The organism is Paenibacillus swuensis, from assembly GCF_001644605.1.
GTDB lineage: Bacteria > Bacillota > Bacilli > Paenibacillales > DY6 > Paenibacillus_N > Paenibacillus_N swuensis.
This window is the reverse complement of record NZ_CP011388.1, coordinates 1,879,557-1,900,947: the sequence shown is the minus strand read 5'-3', so window position 1 is coordinate 1,900,947 and position 21,391 is coordinate 1,879,557. Positions and strand designations below refer to the sequence as shown.

Here is a 21,391-nt window from a genome sequence, read left to right as displayed (position 1 = left end):
TTCCCGGTAGCGGAGTTGGCGGGAAAACCGGGCAGAGCCGCCAAGGCTCATTTCTTTTAAGAAAACTTCGGAAGGAGTGAATGATTTGAGAGCCGTACAAACCCAATCCCAATCCAGAAAGAACTTGCTTACGAAAACGCATGTGGTAGGGTGGAGCTTTATCGCGCTTGCAGTGTTTATGATATTCGCATTTTATTTTTACCCGATGCTCCAGGCATTGTTAATGTCATTCCAATCCGGAGCGGGCACCAACCTGACATTTGTCGGACTGGATAACTACAAGCGTCTGTTTACAGATCCAACGTTCATTGCCACAGTGACCAATACGTTTATTTATCTGATCGTTCAGGTTCCGGTTATGATTATTCTCGCATTGTTCATCTCTGTGCTGTTGAATGATCCGAAGCTGAAGTTCAAAGGCTTCTTCCGTACCGCCATCTTCCTGCCGTGTGTGACATCACTTGTCGCCTATTCCGTCATCTTTAAATATTTGTTCAGCAATAACGGACTGATTAACACGATGCTAATGAAGGTTGCGCTGATCGGTGAACCGATTCAATGGCTGACCGACCCGTTCTGGGCCAAAATGACGATCATTATCGCTATCACTTGGCGTTGGACCGGTTATAACATGATTTTCTACCTGTCCGCTTTGCAAAATATAGATAACTCGATCTATGAGGCAGCCAAGATTGACGGCGCAAGCGCATTTCAGCAATTTTTCAGGATCACTGTGCCGATGCTGCGTCCGATCATTCTGTTTACCTCCATTACTTCAACCATCGGTACGTTGCAATTATTTGATGAAGTTGTAAATATTACGAAGGGCGGGCCGGGTAATGCGACCATGTCGCTGTCCCAGTACATCTACAACCTATCGTTTAAATACACCCCGGATTTCGGATATGCGGCCACCGTGTCTTACGCGATCGTAATCCTGATTGTAATCTTTTCCATCATTCAGTTTAAAGTGGCAGGTGATCGAAATGGGTAACCTGAAACGCGGTTTAACTTATCTTTTCTTAACCGTTGTCGCGATCGTATCGATTTTCCCTTTTCTGTGGATGATTATAAGCGCCACGAATAAGTCTGTAGATGTGACGAAAGGACGATTGCTCCCAGGCAGCCATCTGGGTCAAAACTTCAACAAACTTCTGGATTCGGTCGACTTGGTCCCGGCCTTGATGAACTCGGCGAAAATATCCGTTACAACCACGTTGCTGGCGTTGCTGATCGCGTCCTTAGCGGGATACGGATTTGAAATTTTCAGAAGCAAAACCAAGGATCGCATCTTCAACATTCTGCTCTTGTCTATGATGATTCCGTTCGCCGCGCTGATGGTGCCGCTGTACCGTATGTTCGGCAGCATCTCGGGTGCGCTTCCGTTTATCGGGATTGATACCGCGGCCTCGGTGATTCTGCCGACGGTGACTACGGCGTTCTTGATATTCTTCTTCCGTCAGAGCACGAAGATGTTTCCGAAGGATATGCTGGAAGCGGGACGCATGGACGGCTTGAACGAGCTTGGGGTCTTCTTCCGTATTTATGTGCCCACGATGAAAACCACCTATGCCGCTGCCGCGATTATCACGTTCATGTCCAGCTGGAACAACTTCCTGTGGCCGCTGGTGGTGCTTCAGTCGCCCGGGCAACGGACGATTCCGCTGTTGATTTCCAATCTGGGCTCCAGTTACTCGCCGGATTTCGGGGTCATTATGACAGCCATTGTCATCGCAACTTTACCGACAGCGCTGTTATTCTTCGCGATGCAGAAGCATTTTGTCGCCGGAATGATGGGCTCGGTGAAATAAGGTTTAAACCGGAAGTGCACGTAACCGTGCACTTCCGGTTTTTTTTGTTTTTTCTATATTCAAAATGAAACAAACATGGTAAACTCCTTATAAACAAAAATAAACAAACATAAACGGAGGTATAAACATGGTTCAAAGTTTGTGGGAGTCTGATAAGGCATCGAAGGCGCAAGGGGGGCTTGAGGAATTGGTTTACCGCTCCAACCGAATCGGCAGTGATCGCCGTGTGTGTAATTGGGGCGGAGGCAACACTTCCGCGAAGACAACGGTTAAAGACTTTCGGGGCCGGGATATTGAAGTGATGTATGTGAAAGGAAGCGGCTCTGATCTGGCATCCATGAAAGCCGGCAATTTCACCGGGCTTCGGATGGAAGACATCCGCCCGTTGTTCGACCGCGACGAAATGCCGGATGAAGAGATGGTCGCTTATCTGAGCCAATGCATGGTGGATGCCAAGCATCCAAGGGCTTCTATTGAAACGCTGTTACACGCGTTTCTTCCGTTCAAGCACGTGGACCATACGCATCCGGATGCGATCATCGCCTTATGCTGCGCGGATAACGGTCCTTCCGTAGCGCGGGAAATCTTCGGCGAGCGTTTCGTCTGGGTGCCCTATGTGCGGCCGGGCTTCACGTTATCGAAGATGATCGCCGAAGGCGTCCTGGCCAATCCGAAGGCGGAGCTCGTACTGATGGAGAAGCACGGATTAGTGACTTGGGGGGAGACTTCCGAAGCCTGTTATGCGCAGACGATCAAGATCATCAGCGAGGCGGAACGTTATATCGAAGCGCGTGTGCAAGAAGAGAAGCTGTTCGGGGGAGTTAAGCATGAGGCTTTGCCGAAGGACGTGCAACGCGCATTGACATCGGCGGTTATGCCCGTCATCCGTGGCGCGGTCAGCGATGCGAAGAAGATGATTCTCAGTTATGATGACGGCGCGGATGTGCTGCAATTCGTCGGCGGCGCGGATGCGGCCACATTGTCCCAAGTCGGCGCGGCTTGCCCGGATCACTTGGTCCATACGAAGGTTGTTCCACTGTTCATCGATTGGACGCCGAATGCGGAGGATCTAGAGGGTTTAACGAAGAAACTTAAATCAGGAATCGAAGCCTATAAAGCGCAATACAGAGCCTATTTCGAACGAAATAAGCATGAGGGTGATGTTATGTTTGAAGCAGCTCCCCGTGTCATTCTCATTCCGGGCATCGGTATGATTAATACCGGCAAAAGCTGGGCCATGTCGCAAATCAGCGGGGCCCTGTACCACCGGGCTATTGCCGTTATGCGGGGCGCGACGGCCTTGGGTCAATTCGTATCGCTGAGCGAGAACGAATCTTACAATGTGGAATATTGGCCGCTGGAGCTGTATAAGCTCTCGCTGGCTCCGGCTGAAGCGGAATTCAGCCGCAAGATCGCGCTGATTACCGGGGGCGCCGGCGGCATCGGCAGCGAAACGGCCCGACGCCTGGTGTCGGAAGGCGCGCACGTCGTGTTGGCGGATCTGAATTTGGAGGGCGCGCAGAAGGTAGCCGATGAAATGAACAGCAAGTATGGCGAGAACCGTGCGCTCGCTGTTAAGATGGATGTGACAAGGGAAGAAGAAGTCGCCGCGGCTTATGCGGAAACAGCGCTGAACTACGGCGGTGTAGATATTATCGTCAACAATGCCGGCTTGGCCACTTCCAGTCCGTTCGATGAAACTTCGTTGAAGGAATGGAATTTGAATATGAGCGTGCTCGGAACCGGGTACTTCCTGGTGGCGCGCGAGGCGTTTAAGCTTATGAAGGAGCAAGGGTTGGGCGGCAATATGGTGTTTATCGGCTCCAAAAATTCGGTCTACGCCGGCAAGAATGCCACAGCCTACAGTTCGGCCAAAGCATTGGAGGCTCACCTGGCGCGTTGTATCGCGGCGGAAGGCGGGGAGTTCGGGATTCGGGTCAATACCATCTTGCCTGATGCGATCTTGCAAGGCTCGGCGATCTGGAACGGAAGCTGGCGTAACGAACGGGCCGCGGCTTACGGCATTGAGCCGGATCAGCTGGAAGAATATTATCGTAAACGGACTACATTATTAGTTAATATCTATCCGCGTGACATTGCCGAAGGCATTGCCTTCTTCGCTTCTTCGAAATCCGACAAGACCACAGGCTGCATGCTGACGATCGACGGCGGCGTACCTGCGGCTTTTACAAGATAAACAAGACTGTAACATTACAATTCAGAGGGGAAGATGTCCCATGACGGACCGCGCCTACGTACTGTTTGAAGAGCAACAACGAGCCAGAGGCATTGATTTGGAGCAAGTAAAGAAGCAGTTAAGTTCATTGCGAATTGAGACCCCCTCCTGGGGATACGGGGATTCCGGCACCCGTTTTAAAGTGTTCAGGAAGGCAGGCGCGCCCCGCAACGCGTTTGAGAAATTCGAGGACGCCGCACAAGTGCACAAGCTGACGGGTTTATGCCCGTCGGTAGCCATTCACATTCCATGGGATCATGTGGAAGATTACGGAGCTTTGCGCAGTCATGCCGAGGGTCTGGGACTTACGATCGGGGCCGTTAATCCGAACCTGTTTCAGGAAGAGGAGTATATGCTGGGCAGTGTGACGAATACAGACGCGGCTGTGCGCCGTAAGGCAACCGAGCATCTGCTTGAATGTGTGGATATCGCCAAAGAAACCGGTTCACGGGATATAAGCTTATGGTTCGCCGACGGCACGAATTATCCCGGTCAAGGGGATATCCGTAAACGTAAAGCCTGGATGCATGAATGTCTGGCCGAAATGTATAAAGCGCTTACGCCGCGGATGCGCATGCTGATTGAGTACAAATGCTTTGAGCCCGCTTTCTACCACACAGACTTGGCGGATTGGGGCATGGCCTATAATCTCGCGCTGAAGCTTGGACCGCAAGCCGAGGTGCTGGTGGATACCGGGCATCATCTGCAGGGCGCGAATATTGAGCACATAGTAGCTTATCTGATCGACGAGAAGCGTTTAGGCGGCTTTCATTTTAATGCTCGCAAATACGCTGATGATGATCTGGTTGTAGGCTCGATGAACCCGTATGAGCTGTTCTTGATTTTTTACCAAATTTTATGCGCGGGTCAAGATACGGATGAAGCCGTTCGCGGTACCGTCGACAATATTGCTTATATGATTGATCAATCCCATAATATCGAGATGAAGATCCCCGCCATGATCCGGTCTGTTCTTAACGTGCAAAATCAGTACGCTAAAGCGCTGCTGGTTAACCATGCCGAAGTGGCGGAGGCTCAGGAGCGAAGGGATGTGCTGGGGGCGGAGGACGCGGTTCGGCGCGCGCATGAGTTTGATGTGACGCCTTTATTGCAGGCGATTCGCGAGGAACAAGGCTTGCCCGCGGATCCGATGAAAGCCTATTTGGAGAGCGATTATGGGAAGTCCGTGATGACCAGAGGAAAGGGCGGTGCCGGCTGGTGAGCATCCTCGGCTACGATCTTGGTGCAAGCAGCGGCAGAGCGATGCTCGGCCGGATCAAGGGACAGCGAATCGAGGTGGAGGAAATTCACCGGTTTTCCAATGATCCGGTTCAAGTGGGCTCGCGCTTGCATTGGGATATCCTGCGTATCTTGCATGAGATGAAGCAAGGCTTGCTGAAGACCAAGCACCGCGGTACGGAGTTGAAGAGTATCGCTATTGATACCTGGGGCGTGGATTTCGGTTTATTGGGCCGGGACGGCGAGTTGCTGGGCAATCCGTATCACTATCGCGACGGACATACAGAGGGGATGATGGAGAAAGTGCTGCTGAGGCACGATGCCGCGGACCTCTTCGGCCGGACGGGAATTCAGTTTCAACCCTTCAATACGTTGTATCAGCTTTATGCGATGAAAGAAGCGGATTCTTCCATCCTCGGGCAGGCCGAACACCTCCTGCTGATGCCGGAGCTGCTGCGATATTTACTTACGGGGGAGAAGCATCATGAGTTCTCCATCGCCACGACGACGCAGCTTTATAATCCGGTGCAGATGGATTGGGACCGGGCATTAATCGGGCAGCTGGGCCTTCCGGAGAAGCTGTTCGGTCAAGTGGTGATGCCCGGCACAGCCGTTGGGCAGTTGAGATCAACTGTGACCGCCGAGCTTGGTATATCAGCGGTGCAGGTGTATGCCGCCGCCGAGCATGATACCGGCTCCGCGGTGGCTGCCGTGCCGGCGCTTTCGCCTTCTTTTGCCTATCTAAGCTGCGGAACCTGGTCCTTAATCGGAACGGAAGTGGAGAAGCCTGTGCTGAGCGATGCGGCTAGGGCCGCAAACTTCACCAATGAAGGAGGTGTTAGCGGCACCTTCCGGCTGCTGAAGAACATTATGGGGCTGTGGCTGCTGCAGGAGAGTAAACGGGCATGGGAGCGGGCAGGCGCGGTGTACTCGTTTCCCGAGCTTATCGAACGCGCCGAGGCGGCGCCGGCTTTTCAAAGCTGGATTGACCCGGATAGCGCCGTGTTCTTGACCCCCGGAGATATGCCCGCGAGAATCCGGACATGGTGCGCGCAGACGGGTCAGCCCGTTCCGGACGGTCCGGGGGAAATTACAAGATGCATCCTGGAAAGTCTTGCGTTAAAATATCGGTATGCTATGGAGTTGACGGAACAGATTTCCGGCAAGACGTTTAACGGTCTGCATATGGTGGGCGGCGGCATTAACAATTTGCTCTTGTGTCAATGGACGGCGAATGCTGTCGGGAAACCGGTTTGGGCAGGACCCGCGGAGGGAAGCGCTATCGGCAATCTGGCCGTTCAGTGGATTGCCCAGGGCGAATTTGCCCATATCGGCGAGGCGCGGGGAGCCATTCGCGAGTCATTTCCGTTGATAACGTATGAGCCTCAGCACTCCGAAATCTGGAAAGACGCGTATGGACGTTATGTCAACAAGACGGGACTCCAATAAATTCAAGGCAGAGGAAGAGGTACGTTATGTTAGTAGCGGAGCGCTATGAGAAGATTGTTCAACTGGTGAACGAAAGAGGGAGTATGCGGGTGACCGAGCTGAGCGAGTTGTGCGAGGTGACGGAGGAGACGATTCGCCGCGACCTGGATCGCTTGGAGCAATCCGGGCGGTTACGGCGCTCGCATGGCGGCGCGGTAAGCGTGAGGGATACTCACGCGGAGACGCCCTATACCGAACGGGAGATTATGCATGCCGAGGAGAAGAAGCGGATCGCCCAAGAAGCGGTGAAGCAGATTCAGCCGATGGACCGGATCCTTCTGGATGCCAGTACGACCGCATGGTATATGGCCTCGTATGTTCCTGACATTCCGCTCACCGTATTGACCAATTCCATTAAAGTGGCGGTGGAGCTCAGCGGGAAAGAGAAGATTGAAGTCATCTCTACCGGCGGTTTGCTTGCCGCGCGTTCCCTTTCCTACGTAGGACCTCTTGCCGAGCGGACGCTGGATGCGTATCATGTGAACAAATTGTTCTTTTCTTGCAAAGGCGTGCATTTAGACCGCGGCATACGCGAATCGAATGAACTTCAAGGCAGAGTGAAAGAGAAAATGCTCGCTATTGCGGACCAGTCCTTTTTGCTCGCGGATGCCAGTAAGTTCGGTGTGCAGGCTTTCACCCATGTCGCCGGACTCGATCGGGTCCATACCATTATTACCGATCAGCGGCTGCCGGACGACATCCACGTTCAGTTAACGGAGAAGGGGTTAACCGTATCCCGGGTATAACACTTAGGCTTATTCTTGCGGAATGTATAATGGTTCAAGAATAAGCTTTATTTTCTTCAACTTGTCTGATAACCTGATAACATCGATGTTATATTTTGTTCATTTTTAACAGAAGAGGTGCGTTCATCTTGAAAGTGTCCTTATTTATTACTTGTTTAAGTGATGCGGTTTATCCCCGGGTAGGCGAAGCCATGGTTCGGTTATTGGCCAGATTCGGTGTTAGTCTGCAGTTTCCGTCCGTTCAGACTTGCTGCGGGCAGCCGGCTTACAACAGCGGGTACTGGAAGGAAGCCAAGGCGACCGCGGCAACGATTATTGAGGCGTTCCAAGACAGCGACTTTGTCATCTCGCCTTCCGGTTCCTGTACAGGCATGATTCATCATTATCCGAAGTTGTTCGAACATGACCCGGTGATGCTTGCGAAGGCCCGGGAATTGCAGCGGAAATCTTATGAATTTACGCAATTTATGGTTCAGGTTCTGGGGGTAAGCGATGTGGGGGCTGTGTTCCCGCATAAAGTTACTTATCATCCTTCCTGTCACGGCAGCCGCTTACTGGGGGTTACGGCCGAGCCGCTTGCCCTGTTGAACCAGGTTAAGGGCATGGAGCTGATTCCGCTTCCTTTCGCAGAGGATTGCTGCGGCTTTGGCGGGACGTTCGCGGTAAAGATGTCTGATATCTCCGGAGCTATGGTTACCGAAAAGACGGATCATGTGCTGGAGACCGAGGCTGAGGTGTTGGTCGGTCTGGATCTGGCTTGTCTGATGAATATTGCGGGAAATTTACGGTATCGGAATCAGCCGGTACGAGTCATGCACTTGGCGGAGCTGCTATACGAAGGAGTGAAGGGAGCATGAGCAACGCTGGGGGTAACCGGTCAGGCATCGCCGGAGCTGCAGGAGCCACAGTGAAAGAGCGCGCGGATCTCGCTCTGAACGATGACTTTCTCCGTCAAGCGGTTAAGTTCACCACGGAGCGGCTGCGCGGCGGTAAGCAAGCGGCAGCCGAGGATCACGGGAACTGGGATGAATGGCGGGATCGGGGACGGCATATTCGTCTGCATACGATTGCCCATCTGGATTATTATCTGCAGCAATTCGCGGAAAACGCGCGCGCTAACGGCGTTCATGTCCACTTTGCGGATACTGCGGCGGAGGCGGTGAGCTTATCATTAGCGATCGCAAAGCAGAAACAGGCGAATACTGTAGTTAAATCCAAGTCGATGGTAACGGAGGAACTGCACCTCAATCAAGCGTTGGCGGGAATCGGTGTGGAGGCTATTGAAACGGATCTGGGCGAATATATTATTCAGCTGGCGGGAGAAACACCCTCCCATATTATCATTCCGGCCATTCACAAAAATCGCTATCAGATTGCGGAGCTCCTATCCGCGGAAGCCGGCGAGGATTTGGCGCCGGATACGACAATCCTTGCGGGATTCGTCCGTAAAAAACTGCGGGAGAAGTTTCTGGAGGCGGATATCGGGATGACGGGATGTAACTTCGCCATTGCCGAAACGGGCTCCATGGTTCTCTTCGAGAACGAAGGAAACGCGCGCATGGTAACGACGGTTCCGAAGACACAGATTACGCTGATGGGTATGGAGCGTATTATTCCATCCTGGGCGGATCTGGAGGTGATGGCCACGCTGCTGCCAAGGTCCGCCACCGGACAGAGACTTACGGTCTATATGTCCGGCATTACAGGACCGCGGCGGGATGGAGAAGGCGACGGTCCGGAGGAAATGCATATCATTGTCATTGATAACGGCCGCTCCCTTCAGCTCGGAGATCCCGAATTTCAGGAGCTCCTGAATTGTATACGCTGCGGGGCCTGTCTGAACGCTTGCCCCGTGTATCGCCATATCGGCGGTCATGCTTACGGCGGCACTTACAGCGGTCCGATCGGAGCGGTGCTGACACCCGCGCTAAATAAGACGGTGGAGGAATGGGACGATATCGCTAACGCTTCGAGCTTATGCGGCGCATGTTATGAAGCTTGTCCGGTCAAGATTCCTCTGCATGAGATGCTAATCTATTTGCGCAGAAGAAAGAATGAATCCGGTAAGACGGATGCGGCAGAGAAACTCGGTATGAAGGCCTACGCCGCGGTCATGTCGGATGCGGGACGGTACAAAGGATTGCTGAAGCTCGGACGCTTAGGTCAAAGACTAGTCGTGCGGGATGGCGGAATCTCCCTGAAATTGGGTCCTTTGAAGGGATGGAACTCGTACAGAGTGGCCCCAAGCCTGTCCAAGCATTCGTTCCGCGAGCAATGGGGTACTTTGGAACAAGAAATTCGCTCGGGTCTTCAAGAGATGGACCCGGCGATGAAGAAGCGGATGGAAGATCACTTGGCGAATAGAAAGGGGTGAGGGGTCATGTCTAACCCGCATACACATGAAGCTTGGCTAAATCAGCTCGAAACGGAATCGCGAAGAAAGCAAGAAGCTTTCATCGCGAATATTACGAATCGCTTGAACAGGCCGTTTCTGACGGAACCGCCTGCGCATCCTTACAGAGGAGCGCCCGCCTACTGGAATGAATGGCAGTGGTCCGTGCCGGAGCGTATAGAACATTTCAGTACTCACTTCCGGAATGCCGGCGGCCATGTTAGGCGCATGAACCAGTATAGCGAGGCGAAGCAGTTTATCTTAGAGCACGCTGAGGCGCTGGGCGCGCAATGGATCATTCGGAATGATCAGCCCCTGCTGAATACGATGGAACTTGAAGCGGCGCTGCCCTCGGCAACCGTCTCGATCTGGAATCGGGATCCAGCTGTGGATTGGAAAGCCCGGTCGGCCGAAGCGGACATCGGCATTGTGGTGGCGGACCATGCCGTTGCCTATACCGGATCCATTGTCGTGCGCTCCTCCGCAACCCAAGGGAGATCCGTAAGCTTACTGCCTACGGTATTGATTGTGATTTTACCTTTGGAGCGGTTGCAAACCCGGCTTGGGGAAGTGCTTGTAGGTCTTGATGAAGCCGGGCGGGAACATCTGCCGGCAGGCTTGCACTTCATCTCCGGCCCGAGCCGCTCCGCCGATATCGAGAATGATTTAACGATAGGTGTACACGGCCCGGGTATCGTTTATACTTTAATCGTAGGTTAAACCATCCGGAGGATCCCATGGAACTATCGAAACTTGAGAAACGCAATCATTATGAAGAAATAACGGAGCAGTTAAAACGCCGAATCATAGACGGTACGCTCAAAGCGGGAGACAAACTGCCTTCCGCGAAGGAACTCTCCGAGCAATTCGGCGTAGGTCGTTCCACGACACGTGAAGCCTTGAGCGCGTTGAAAGCGATGGGGTATATCGACATCCGCCAAGGCGGAGGCAGCACGGTCATCACAAGCGCCCCCGGAGGGGCAGGCAGGGACTTTCCCGAGCTTCATTCCCTGCGCATGAACAAGAGCAGCTTGTTGGAGCTGCTTGAAGCGCGGCATGCCTTCGAAGTGTCGATCGTCAGAATGGCCGCTGCCAAGAGAACGGAAGGCGATGTTGCAGGTTTACAGAGCCTGATTCAGCAGATGGAGCGCAGTTTGGGCCAAGATCTTGAAGGGGAACGGCTGGATATCGGATTCCATCGGGCATTAGCGGAAGCTACGCACAATACCATCATGGTGCAACTGTTTGATGCGGTCCTTAAACCGTTGGAGCAAGGGATTCAGCAGATACGCCGAGTGGAGATCTATGCGGACCCCGAGGTGTCCCGACAACTGTTAAAGGAGCATACGTTCATATACGACGCTATAAACACTAGGGATGCGGAAGCGGCCGCCTCGGGTATGAAAGCTCACCTTTCGCATGTGGAGCGGATCCTTTTGAAATACATATAGAAGTATAGGAACGTTCAAGACCAGTCCTTTGAGGGCTGGTTTATTTTTATTTTGCCATAAATTGGTACAAATGATCAGCTCATTCTGTCCAGTTCCATATGAATCTAGCAGGCATATGATAGAGTATCTCGGTGACTATTCCACACACAGGAGGAGAAAATGAGCATGAGGAAGTCATTCCTTTCGTTTCTGGCGGTTATGATGGTATTTGCTATGTTGGGTTTAACAGGCAACACGCTTGCGGAAACGGCTCCCACAGCTAATAAAACGTATGTGTTAGAAATGCAGAAATGGGGCATCTACAACGATGGGACGCACCCGGTTGAAACTACGCAAGGCATCAACAAAGCATTAATTTGGGCGAATCAGAACGGTGTCAACGAATTTATCGTGCCTGCGGGAACCTATCTCATTGATAAGAACAGCCGGATTAACATGGTGAGCAACATTACGTTCTGGCTGAATGACCGCGCGGTGATCCAGAAAGAAACCAACGGCCTGTCGAGGTATGAAACGCTTTATGTGGACCGGATGGTCAGGAACGTAACGTTACGCGGGGGGACGTATAAGGGAGACCGATATACGCATGATTACTCCAGCGGAGGAACTCACGAAAACGGATATGGTATTCTTGTTGAAGGCGGTTACAACATTACCATTGACAGTGTGAAGGCCATTGAATTTACGGGAGACGGACTTTGCTTTGGAACGAGTGACAACTATATTCGAAATGTGAGCGAAGCCCAGGTGGAGTCCGGGGCGATTGATGACAGCGGCAGATTAATTCCGAACTCTGGCAAAATCAGATTGAAGCAGCCCCTTGGCTTCACGTCCGAGACATTTAAAGTTGTCCCGTTTTTTCAGCTTTCCTATCCTCAGGGCGTGTCGAAGGATTCCCGTTACGATGTGTATTTTTATAAAGGGGACGGGACCTATCTTTCGAGTCAAAAAGGGATTCGGTACACTTACGAAGATGTATTCATTCCAGCGGGCGCAAGTTACTTCAGAGCCGTATTCAACACAGCTTCCACTTCCGGTTTCCTCGTCCGCTACGACGCCAAAGTCCGCACGCATCATTCCGTGATCAAGAACTCGGAATTCGCGTTTAACCGCCGCCAGGGGATTACCATCGGCGGCGTGGAAAACGTGCTTATTACGAACAATAAGATTCATGATATGAGCGGCGCGAATCCGCAATCGGGCATTGATTTGGAAGGCGGATTATTCCTTAACAATAACGTTACGATCCGGCAGAACGAATTCTACAACAATGCGGCCTATGATATTATCCTTTACGACGGTACGAATGCGGTGGTGGAGAACAACATCCTGCGGTCCAAAGTCGTCGGTTTGTCGACCAGCACAAACTTCTATAACGCGGTCATCCGTAACAACCTGTTTGACGGGGCGCCATCCTTGTTGTTGCATGACGTCATCTTCACGAATAATACGGTGCGTAATACGTTTGCCCGTTTCTTCGGACCGAACATCATCGCCAACAACAACACTTATATGGACGGTACCCTGGATTTAGCCGGTAGTGCGCCGTTTATCCTGAATATATCGAACGAAACGATCCGTAATACAGGCAAAATGCATAACTCAATTGTTGTCAACGGACAGCCGCAGCATCTCCGAAATGTAACGGTGTACGGACCGAACTTGGTGCGTGCGATTACGGGCAACGGTCATAACGATATGATCTTCGAGAACCTCAGGATGTATGATTTTAACGCGAGCGAGCTCCCGGCGGGTAAATACTTCAACTGCGAATTCCGCACGACAACCGGGGCCGCGCCGCAAGCCAACAAAGCGGGCCAATATTTATTTGACCGCTGCACGTTCTCCGGAAAGAACGCAAGTTTGCTGCTGGTGAATACCGCCGGCGAATTTACGGTTCAGAACAGTACATTCGTAACAACGGGCACAGGCGAAACGATTGCGATCGAGGCGGCCAAATCCGTGCTCATCCAGGATAGTAAAATTACGTCCATGTTTCTGAACTCTACCAGTACCCCTGTAATTAATGTTAAGGGTTACTGGGCAACACCGGCTCCGGTTGATGTATATAAAGCGCAGTTTAGATGGAATACCATTACCACTAATATAGCAGCTAAGGGTATTTCCACAGTCAATGCAGGTGCGGGAGCGCCGAGTTATACGGTCGAGAACAATGTGCTCTTTAAGGCTCGACTTCAATTAAAGCCAAACGACAAAAGCACGGGTAATGTGGAACAGTAACATGAAGAAGAAGCTGTCCCTGGGGGTATCTCAACCTTGGGAACAGCTTCTTTTTTAATGATGACGCAACGTAAAGACCGTAAGCTCAGGGCGGCACCAGAACCGAATCGGTATCGTTGAAACGCCAATGCCCCTGTTCGTATAAAGTTGAAACTTGCCTTCACGGATCTGATATAAGCCGTCCGGATACTTCCTGGCGAATTCCGGCGTAAACACATGGCCGTAGAACGGGATGCGCACCTGTCCGCCATGGCTGTGTCCGGAAAGCTGCAAATCAACCGGATATTGCGCAGCCATATCGGCAAAGTCAGGTACATGAGACAACAATAACGTGAATATATCGCTCTTTCCGGACAAAGCTTCTTTGAGATTTGGCGACCCCATCAGCGCATCGTCCACACCGGCGATCAAGATGGAAGCGCCATCCAGAGTGAGCGCCGCTGAACGGTTCGTTAATACGCTGAAGCCGCCTTGATCCAGAATAGAGGTTACTTGCTCGGGACCGGTTATGTGATCATGATTTCCAAGGACAGCCCATTTGCCCAGAGGGGCGCTCAAACCCGCCAGGATTTCAGCGCATCGTTTCCCCTCATTCCCGATAGAGCGGTCATATAAATCCCCGGTAAAACAGATGAGATCCGGTTTCATTCGTTGAATGGTATGGGCAAGTTTAGCTAACCGTTCCGTACTATAGTGAAAATCCAAATGGATATCACTGAAATGCACTACGCGGATTCCGTCGAATGAAGCGGGAAGGCGGGGAAGGGTTAACGATATTCGCTTGATCTTCAACAATTGCGGCTCCAGGTAACGCGCATAGCTGAAGCCGGCAAAGGGAGCGGTCAATAAACCTCCGAACACCATGGCGCTCAGCTTCAGAAACTTTCTCCTTGAAGAATGAATATCGGGCTTCATATACTTATCTTCTTCATTTATTATTCATCTTCCATTGTGTGAATTCCAGAAACTCCTTGAACTGTTCCTTGCTAATGCCGGAATTCATAGCTTCACGGACGAGTTCGTACCATTGGGGATCCATGTCGGGATCAACTTCGGATGATTCCGGCTTCTGAATAGGGTTCAGCAGATCATCAACAGTCACGTCAAGCGCATCGGCAATCTTCTCAAGGAACTGAATAGAGGGGTTGGTCTGAATGTCCCGTTCCATATTGCTAAGATATGACTTGGCGACACCAGCGCGCTCAGCCAGTTCCGATAGGGACAGCTTCTTCGATAACCGATAATTCTTAATCCGTTGTCCTATCATGTAGAATCGATCCTTTTTTTGGGATTTTTAATTACATTTCAAACAGAGCATTTGTCACAAGGTTACCTGAAAAAGTTTTAATTAACAATAGGTTAACGGAAGAAATGTAACCGCTTCATAATATCGGTAAAAAAATACATTTTTAGACAATAAAAATCGACATACTTTTCACCATACAGCTAGTATCATATACGTAGAAATAACCGTAGGGCAAACCTGACTGAAAAGCAGGGACGCAAAGTCACAGGTCTTAAAGTTGTATCCTGACTAAGACAGCTGGATTGCTTGGTATCCGTGTTTTACATTGGGGAGGATAAACATGAAAGCCGTCCAGATCAATAGAGAAGATATGGATCCAGAGTGGATCGATTTATTAAAGTCAGCCTATGAGCTCGGCATTACCGTTGAGGAAGTCCGGAGCTTTCTCGCGGAATTCAAGCAGCAGGGATCGTTAAAGCCCATTAGACCATGAAGATCGTAACATACTCTTTACATAAGCAAGATGCCAAGTATATTCCTGCATGGACCGAGCAGTGGATGTCCATGGTTCAACCATCTGTGTTTCACTTAACCAAATTTTCTTGTCCGGGATATGTTGCTTACACCACAGACCTTCTTGAAAATTCTTCGTCCGGCGCGTGTTTCATGGGCGCTTACGAGGGCACGCGCCTAACTGGATTTATAGAGTACTTTATGAATGAGGACGGTCTGTTTATTAATAACTTCGCGGTGAGTCAGCAAGACCGAGGCAAGGGAATCGGCGGCCGGCTTCTGTCCGATACGTTTGACATCGCCCGCGAACAAGGTGTCTCTCAAGTTCAATTGGACTGTTTCGTATGGAATGATAACGCGTTGAACCTTTATAAAGCTTTGGGTTTTCAGATCAGGACCAATGCTTATTGGCATATGATTGAAAGTCCTGTTGCTGATCGGGATGCCCGGCAAGTAAATGGCTTTCGAGCTTGGGACATGTATGACGGCTTATCACAGATCACGATGGATACGGACTCAGGGCAGGTTCACATGGCTTGCTTGCATCGTAAATATTTGCGTGTGATAACAGGCGGGAGCGGAAACCTGCTGCAAGATCATCAACTTGAGGAGATCGTAACTGTATTTCCTCATTGTTCTTTGTTGATCATAACGCCTGAGCCGGAATGGAAATGCATCTTTAAAGCCGGTTTAATAAGCACTAACGTCCGTATGCATAAATGTTTATAAAAATTAAAGCGCGTATTCCCGCATTGACATGTTCGTTATAAAGAATTAAACTAGGTAAATAAAACTAGATAGTGGATGGGACGCTGATTAGCGCCTATTTTTTTAATCAAAATGTTCTTTTTAAAGAACGAAACTATTTTTAGAATAGGTTGGGGTGGGCGATCCATGTTTAGTTATGAAGTATTCATGACTTCCCAGACGGAAGAATGGAATGACGCCCTTCGCTCGGTAGGAGGAGCGGATATTTACTACTCTCCGGGATATTGCGCGATGGCGGAAAACAACAATGAGGGCATGGCCCGACTGTTCGTTTACCGTGAGCAACAATTCATAATTTGTTATGCATTCTTGATGAGAAGTATTAATGATTTAAATTTGCCGGAGGTAAAGCAACTTCAACGCAATATGTACGATATTGTTACACCTTACGGTTATGGCGGACCGCTATGCAATGTAAAGGACGAAGAGGAACGCGTATCCTTGTTCGAACGCTTTGGCGAAGTATTTAGCGCGTATTGCCGCATGGTCGGGATCGTTACGGAATTTGTGCGTTTTCACCCCCTCTTTCATAACGAAAAAGACTATTCCGGAGTTCAGCCCACGCCGCTCCGAAATACGGTGTGCATGGATCTGACATCGTCCAGGGAAGACGTAATCGATAGCTTAACCTCCGGATGCAGGAACCGAGTGCGTTATGCTCAGAAGAACGGAGTCCGCGTGTCCAGAGAAGATCCTGCGCAAATCAAAGACTTTATTGAACTGTACTACGCAACCATGGATAAGAATCACGCGCATCCCTACTATTACTTCTCGGAACCCTACTTTAGAGACCTGGTCCAATTACTGGATCAGCACGTTAGTTTATTTGTCGCCCGGTATGAGGGCCGTGTCATTGCCTCAACGTTCTTCCTTCATTACAATGACTACGTTACATATCATCTCACCGGTTCGGATAAAGATTATCTAAAGTTCGCGCCGTATAATCTGCTGATTTGCGAAGCAGCCAGTTACTTTAAATCCCTGGGATATAAATATTTGCACCTCGGCGGGGGATACGGCGGTAATGATGAATTATTCCGTTTCAAAAGCACGTTTAGTAAGAAGGCTCCCCTGGATTTCTACATCGGACGCAAAGTTCACAATCCGGAAATTTACGAAATGCTTACACGGCAGATTCAGGTTCAAGACAACTTTTTTCCGTTATATCGACATTCTTCATTAGGTGTGAGCACGTATTCCCGCGTTTAAGTTGATGTTCAAGTTAGTTGAACGGCTCAAAGCCTGCGGAACCCCAAAAAAAGGAGAGCCTTATGATCGGACAACGTATTAAGGAGCTGCGGAAACGTAAAGGTTATTCCATATCGGAACTTGCGGAGCTCGCAGGGATTTCCAAATCCTATCTAAGTTACATCGAACGTGAACTGCAGAACAATCCATCCCTGCAGATGCTGTCCAAGATTGCCGGGCCTCTGGACACCACCATTGAGTACCTGTTGGGAAATACCTATTCCTCAAGGCTGGAAGTTAACGGAGTGTTGGATGATGAATGGAAGTTCCTGATCCATAAAGCGATTGACGAAGGAATGAGCAAGAAAGATTTTCGGCGACTTAAAGATTATCTGCAATATTTAAAATGGAATGAACATAAAGAAGGTTCAAACAGCTGATCATTAGGGTAAAAAACAATTGACTTGTTCGTTATATAGAATTATCATGAGGGTATTAAGTTCTTTATAAAGAACAAAACTTAATTAAGGGCATAGGTGAACATTATGGTGAATCCGAACTCGTTACACAACACAGCAAATCCTGTTCCGGGTAAAGAAATCAATCTGAAACAACTATGGCTTGTGATTAAAGGTCGAATATGGATGATGTTACTGTTCATGACGGTGTTCACTGCATTGGGTGTTCTTTATGAAATGAAACCTGAAATTCCAACGTATGAAGTCTCTACACGGGTGGTTATTAAAGCCACACCGGAAATGCTAAATACACTTAAAGTGATGGTTCGCGAGCCTGCGGTCATGGAACAAGTGATTCAGGCGCTTAACCTTCCGGTTACAGAAAGCGAGCTTCGGGATCAAATCCAAGTTTCCAGCGTAGATAACTCCCTGGTTGCGATCGTAACTGTGGCGGATCCGGATCCTGTTCTTGCTGCGAAGATCGCCAATACCACGATCGAGAAATATAAAGAAATCGTTACCAAGGTAATGAACTTTACGGATATTAAAGTACTCTCCCAAGCTGTTGCCCCTCCGGAGATTCAACCGCTGACTTCAAGCGGAAGAAGCACGATTATCCTAAGCCTGTTGGCAGGTATGATCTTAGGCATCGGCATCATTTTTCTTCTGGAATCGCTGGATGACAGCATAAAGACGGAACGGGATGTGGAACAATGGCTCGATTATCCTGTCCTTGGGGCCGTCTCGCGAATTCGGAAGAAGGACACGAATTTTCGGCGTAATAAAGGCAATAGCGTCCCCGCAGGACTGAGAGGTGATACCGTTGGTTCCTAGTATTAGCAGAGCGGCAGTGAAAAGAAACTTGCTTACGTTTGTAAATCCACAATCCCGGGTTTCAGAGCAGTACCGGGCGATTCGCAATCAAATAAAGTTTTTCGCAGGTGAACAAACCGTTCGATCCGTGGTCATCACTTCTCCAGGTATTGGCGAAGGCAAGACAACGACAGCCGTCAATCTGGCAGTCTCCATGGCCTTGCGAGGAGATCGGGTTCTGCTTGTGGATGCGGATCTGAGTAAACCGAGGCTGCATGTCACCTTTAATGTGCCGAACGTCAGCGGGCTATCCGGGATGTTGACAGGCAAGCTCACTCTTCACGAAGCCGTCAGTCACACGGAAATCCACGGGCTGGATGTGTTGTGCAGCGGACCGGTCCATGGCAGGGAAGCCGAGTTAATCGCTTCGAACGGCGTCAACATTTTGCTGCACAAAGCCAGGGAACGGTACGATCTGGTGATGTTCGATTGTCCTTCCGTCCTCACGGTTACGGATACTTCCATTATGGCTAACCAATGCGACGGCGTAATTCTTGTCATCAACAGCGGACGTACAGACAAAGCGGCCGCTCTGGAAGCGAAGAAAGTGCTGGAACGGGTGAAAGCCAATGTCATCGGCGTCGTCATGAACAAGCACAGATAGCTTAAATAAAATAGTTAGGCGCATTTTTTTTGAATCAAACGTTCGTTATAAAGAATATTTCGTTGGGAATGTCTCCTAGCCGTTATCCGCGGAGGCACTCGGCCATGCTGTGGGTTGAAATAAACCTTAGACGCCAGTCGTCAAGAGTGTGGTGTGAGGATGGGTTTAATGCCCTGTTAAACAAAATCTAGTGTTTTTAACTAGGAGGTTTAGTTCCCTGGAATCGGACCTCCTAGTTAAACACTTTAGATAGAGTTCCATTAAAGTGACAGGTGAAATGCGGGAAGGGTGGTTCTTTTTGACGTATCGGCAAAGATTCTCGTTCTTGATTGTGTTGGATTCCGTCATTGTGCTGACGGCTATTTTTTTTAGCCGGTTTCTGCTGAGCGCCAGCTTTAATGTTTTTACGACACCTGTGGTCGTAAGCTCGCTCATCCTCCTCCTTAGTCATCATTGTTATTCCCTGCGATACAAATTGTATAAGAAAGCATGGGAGTACGCCTCCATCGGGGAACTGATAACCATTATGAAAGCCGTATCTTTCTCCATTCTGACGGCGGGTGTGGCCCAACAAATGTGGTTGGAGGATATCCACTTTCGTCTGCTTACGGTAACGTGGATGCTTCATGTGATGCTGATTGGAGGTTCACGCTTCTATCGGCGGGTGTTCGGGGATGCGCAGGCGCCAAAAGCGCCGATGATGCCCAACAAGAAACGAACGTTGGTAATCGGAGCCGGATCGGCCGGAACGATGGTTGCAAGACAACTGATCAACAACAACGAATCCGAGCTGCTACCGGTCGCCTTTATTGATGACAATGTCAAAAAGCATAAGCTCGATATTCTGGGCATACCGGTCGTCGGAGGCGTGAGCCAGATTGAACGGATCGCAGCGGAACTGTTTATCGATAATATCGTTATTGCCATCCCTTCGCTTCGCCGAAAGGAGATTTACACCATTTATCAGGAGTGCGCCAAGACGAAGGCCAAGACGCAGATTATTCCTATGCTTGAAGATTTGGCCATGGGAAGAATATCGGTTAATCAATTTCAGGATGTGCGTGTGGAAGATCTGTTGGGCAGAGAGCCTGTGGAACTGGATATGGGCAGCATTACCGATTATCTCACAGACCGGACCGTACTGGTAACTGGGGCCGGCGGCTCCATCGGATCTGAAATCTGCCGGCAGATTTCCCGGTTTAATCCGCGGCAATTGATTCTGCTCGGACACGGCGAGAATTCAATTTATGCGATTGAACTGGATCTGTTAAAGCAGTTCCGGCATGCATCTATAGAATTTATCACGGAAATCGCCGACATCCAGGATGCCGCGAAGATGATTTCGGTGATGCATAAATATCGTCCCGATGTGGTCTATCATGCCGCCGCGCATAAACATGTTCCCCTCATGGAACGAAACCCCGAGGAAGCCCTTAAGAATAATATCCAGGGCACGTTGAACGTGGGACGCGCGGCGAGTATAAGCGGTGTGCAGACGTTTGTGATGATCTCTACAGACAAAGCGGTTAATCCCACAAGCGTGATGGGCGCGACGAAACGTTTGGCGGAAATGATGATCCAGCATCTGGACGAAGGCAGCGCGACGAAATTTGTGGCGGTTCGCTTTGGCAATGTGTTAGGGAGTCGGGGAAGTGTTATTCCTCTGTTTAAACAGCAGATCGAGGCAGGCGGGCCCGTTACCGTGACCCACCCGGATATGATCCGGTACTTCATGACCATTCCGGAAGCTTCCAAGCTGGTCATCCAGGCCGGCGCGTTCGCGCAAGGCGGCGAGATCTTCGTACTGGACATGGGAGAACCGATGAAGATTGTGGATCTGGCTCGCAATCTGATTCGTCTGTCCGGCAATTCGGTGGAAGAGATCGGGATCGATTTCACCGGAATCCGTCCCGGGGAGAAGTTGTTCGAGGAACTGCTCAAGGATGACGAAGCCCACGAAATGCAGGTTCACCCCAAGATTTATGTAGGCAAGAAGATGGCGGTCCCCGCAAACGACATTCTGGACCTAGTCCAACATTACGAACTCTATGACAAAGCGGAGCTTCGGCAGAAACTGTTGGAATTAGCCAACGACCGTGTGATGGAAGCGCGTGTCGCCCTATCTGTTTAATCTGAG

At 50.2% G+C, this 21,391-nt stretch carries 20 protein-coding genes and 1 riboswitch; of the genes, 18 read left to right on the top strand and 2 right to left on the bottom strand.

Annotated features, from left to right (window positions below; all coding sequences use genetic code 11):
• The first annotated feature begins 178 nt into the window (after positions 1-178).
• From SY83_RS08285 to SY83_RS08235, 11 genes are all read left to right on the top strand, one after another.
• A complete protein-coding gene (locus SY83_RS08285; protein ID WP_157279930.1) occupies positions 179-994 on the top strand; it encodes a carbohydrate ABC transporter permease in 816 nt (271 codons plus the stop codon).
• Complete coding sequence (locus SY83_RS08280) at positions 987-1,811, top strand: carbohydrate ABC transporter permease (protein ID WP_068605813.1); 825 nt, start codon at positions 987-989, stop codon at positions 1,809-1,811. The genes SY83_RS08285 and SY83_RS08280 overlap by 8 nt, the downstream gene beginning before the upstream one ends.
• Before the next feature lie 127 nt (positions 1,812-1,938).
• Entirely contained in the window at positions 1,939-4,008 is a 2,070-nt protein-coding gene (locus tag SY83_RS08275; RefSeq protein WP_068605812.1) for a bifunctional aldolase/short-chain dehydrogenase, read from the top strand.
• A 40-nt stretch (positions 4,009-4,048) separates the two neighbouring features.
• Positions 4,049-5,269: an L-rhamnose isomerase gene (rhaI, locus tag SY83_RS08270; protein WP_068605811.1), complete on the top strand. Its 1,221-nt coding sequence runs from the start codon at positions 4,049-4,051 to the stop codon at positions 5,267-5,269.
• On the top strand, positions 5,266-6,735 hold the full coding sequence (locus SY83_RS08265) for a rhamnulokinase (RefSeq protein WP_068605810.1): 1,470 nt from the start codon (positions 5,266-5,268) through the stop codon (positions 6,733-6,735). Before rhaI ends, SY83_RS08265 begins: the two co-directional genes overlap by 4 nt.
• A gap of 26 nt (positions 6,736-6,761) precedes the next feature.
• A complete protein-coding gene (locus tag SY83_RS08260; protein WP_068605809.1) occupies positions 6,762-7,520 on the top strand; it encodes a DeoR/GlpR family DNA-binding transcription regulator in 759 nt (252 codons plus the stop codon).
• A 128-nt stretch (positions 7,521-7,648) separates the two neighbouring features.
• The gene (locus tag SY83_RS08255; protein WP_068605808.1) at positions 7,649-8,377 is read left to right on the top strand and encodes a (Fe-S)-binding protein; all 729 of its coding nucleotides are present in this window, start codon (positions 7,649-7,651) and stop codon (positions 8,375-8,377) included.
• Positions 8,374-9,894, top strand: coding sequence for a LutB/LldF family L-lactate oxidation iron-sulfur protein (locus SY83_RS08250; RefSeq protein WP_068605807.1), 1,521 nt, complete (start codon positions 8,374-8,376; stop codon positions 9,892-9,894). The genes SY83_RS08255 and SY83_RS08250 overlap by 4 nt, the downstream gene beginning before the upstream one ends.
• A 6-nt stretch (positions 9,895-9,900) precedes the next feature.
• Positions 9,901-10,632: a LutC/YkgG family protein gene (locus SY83_RS08245; protein ID WP_068605806.1), complete on the top strand. Its 732-nt coding sequence runs from the start codon at positions 9,901-9,903 to the stop codon at positions 10,630-10,632.
• 17 nt (positions 10,633-10,649) lie between these two features.
• Positions 10,650-11,363: a FadR/GntR family transcriptional regulator gene (locus SY83_RS08240; RefSeq protein WP_068605805.1), complete on the top strand. Its 714-nt coding sequence runs from the start codon at positions 10,650-10,652 to the stop codon at positions 11,361-11,363.
• A gap of 165 nt (positions 11,364-11,528) precedes the next feature.
• Positions 11,529-13,604 carry a right-handed parallel beta-helix repeat-containing protein gene (locus tag SY83_RS08235; RefSeq protein WP_197479996.1) on the top strand — a complete coding sequence of 692 codons (2,076 nt, stop codon included), beginning with the start codon at positions 11,529-11,531 and terminating at the stop codon, positions 13,602-13,604.
• A gap of 54 nt (positions 13,605-13,658) precedes the next feature.
• Here SY83_RS08235 and SY83_RS08230 read toward each other — a convergent pair whose 3' ends face one another.
• Positions 13,659-14,519, bottom strand: coding sequence for a metallophosphoesterase (locus SY83_RS08230; RefSeq protein ID WP_068605803.1), 861 nt, complete (start codon positions 14,517-14,519; stop codon positions 13,659-13,661).
• A gap of 13 nt (positions 14,520-14,532) precedes the next feature.
• Entirely contained in the window at positions 14,533-14,871 is a 339-nt protein-coding gene (locus tag SY83_RS08225) for a helix-turn-helix domain-containing protein (RefSeq protein WP_068605802.1), read from the bottom strand.
• A 199-nt stretch (positions 14,872-15,070) separates the two neighbouring features.
• Positions 15,071-15,160, top strand: a riboswitch (cyclic di-GMP riboswitch).
• A 30-nt stretch (positions 15,161-15,190) separates the two neighbouring features.
• On the opposite strand from SY83_RS08225, the gene SY83_RS22675 reads away from it, so the two are divergent.
• The 7 genes from SY83_RS22675 to SY83_RS08195 all read left to right on the top strand — a co-directional run bounded on the left by SY83_RS22675 (position 15,191) and on the right by SY83_RS08195 (position 21,385).
• Positions 15,191-15,343 (top strand): anti-repressor SinI family protein, encoded by a 153-nt coding sequence (locus SY83_RS22675; protein WP_082882394.1) that lies wholly within the window; start codon positions 15,191-15,193, stop codon positions 15,341-15,343.
• Complete coding sequence (locus SY83_RS08220) at positions 15,340-16,092, top strand: GNAT family N-acetyltransferase (RefSeq protein WP_068605801.1); 753 nt, start codon at positions 15,340-15,342, stop codon at positions 16,090-16,092. The genes SY83_RS22675 and SY83_RS08220 overlap by 4 nt, the downstream gene beginning before the upstream one ends.
• Positions 16,093-16,257: 165 nt before the next feature.
• Positions 16,258-17,340 (top strand): lipid II:glycine glycyltransferase FemX, encoded by a 1,083-nt coding sequence (locus SY83_RS08215; protein ID WP_068605800.1) that lies wholly within the window; start codon positions 16,258-16,260, stop codon positions 17,338-17,340.
• Between the two features lie 62 nt (positions 17,341-17,402).
• The gene (locus SY83_RS08210; RefSeq protein ID WP_068605799.1) at positions 17,403-17,759 is read left to right on the top strand and encodes a helix-turn-helix domain-containing protein; all 357 of its coding nucleotides are present in this window, start codon (positions 17,403-17,405) and stop codon (positions 17,757-17,759) included.
• Positions 17,760-17,864: 105 nt separating this feature from the next.
• Positions 17,865-18,611 (top strand): YveK family protein, encoded by a 747-nt coding sequence (locus tag SY83_RS08205; RefSeq protein ID WP_068605798.1) that lies wholly within the window; start codon positions 17,865-17,867, stop codon positions 18,609-18,611.
• A 16-nt stretch (positions 18,612-18,627) separates the two neighbouring features.
• A complete protein-coding gene (locus SY83_RS08200) occupies positions 18,628-19,254 on the top strand; it encodes a CpsD/CapB family tyrosine-protein kinase (RefSeq protein ID WP_157279929.1) in 627 nt (208 codons plus the stop codon).
• A 298-nt stretch (positions 19,255-19,552) separates the two neighbouring features.
• A complete protein-coding gene (locus SY83_RS08195) occupies positions 19,553-21,385 on the top strand; it encodes a polysaccharide biosynthesis protein (protein ID WP_068610989.1) in 1,833 nt (610 codons plus the stop codon).
• Positions 21,386-21,391 lie beyond the last annotated feature (6 nt).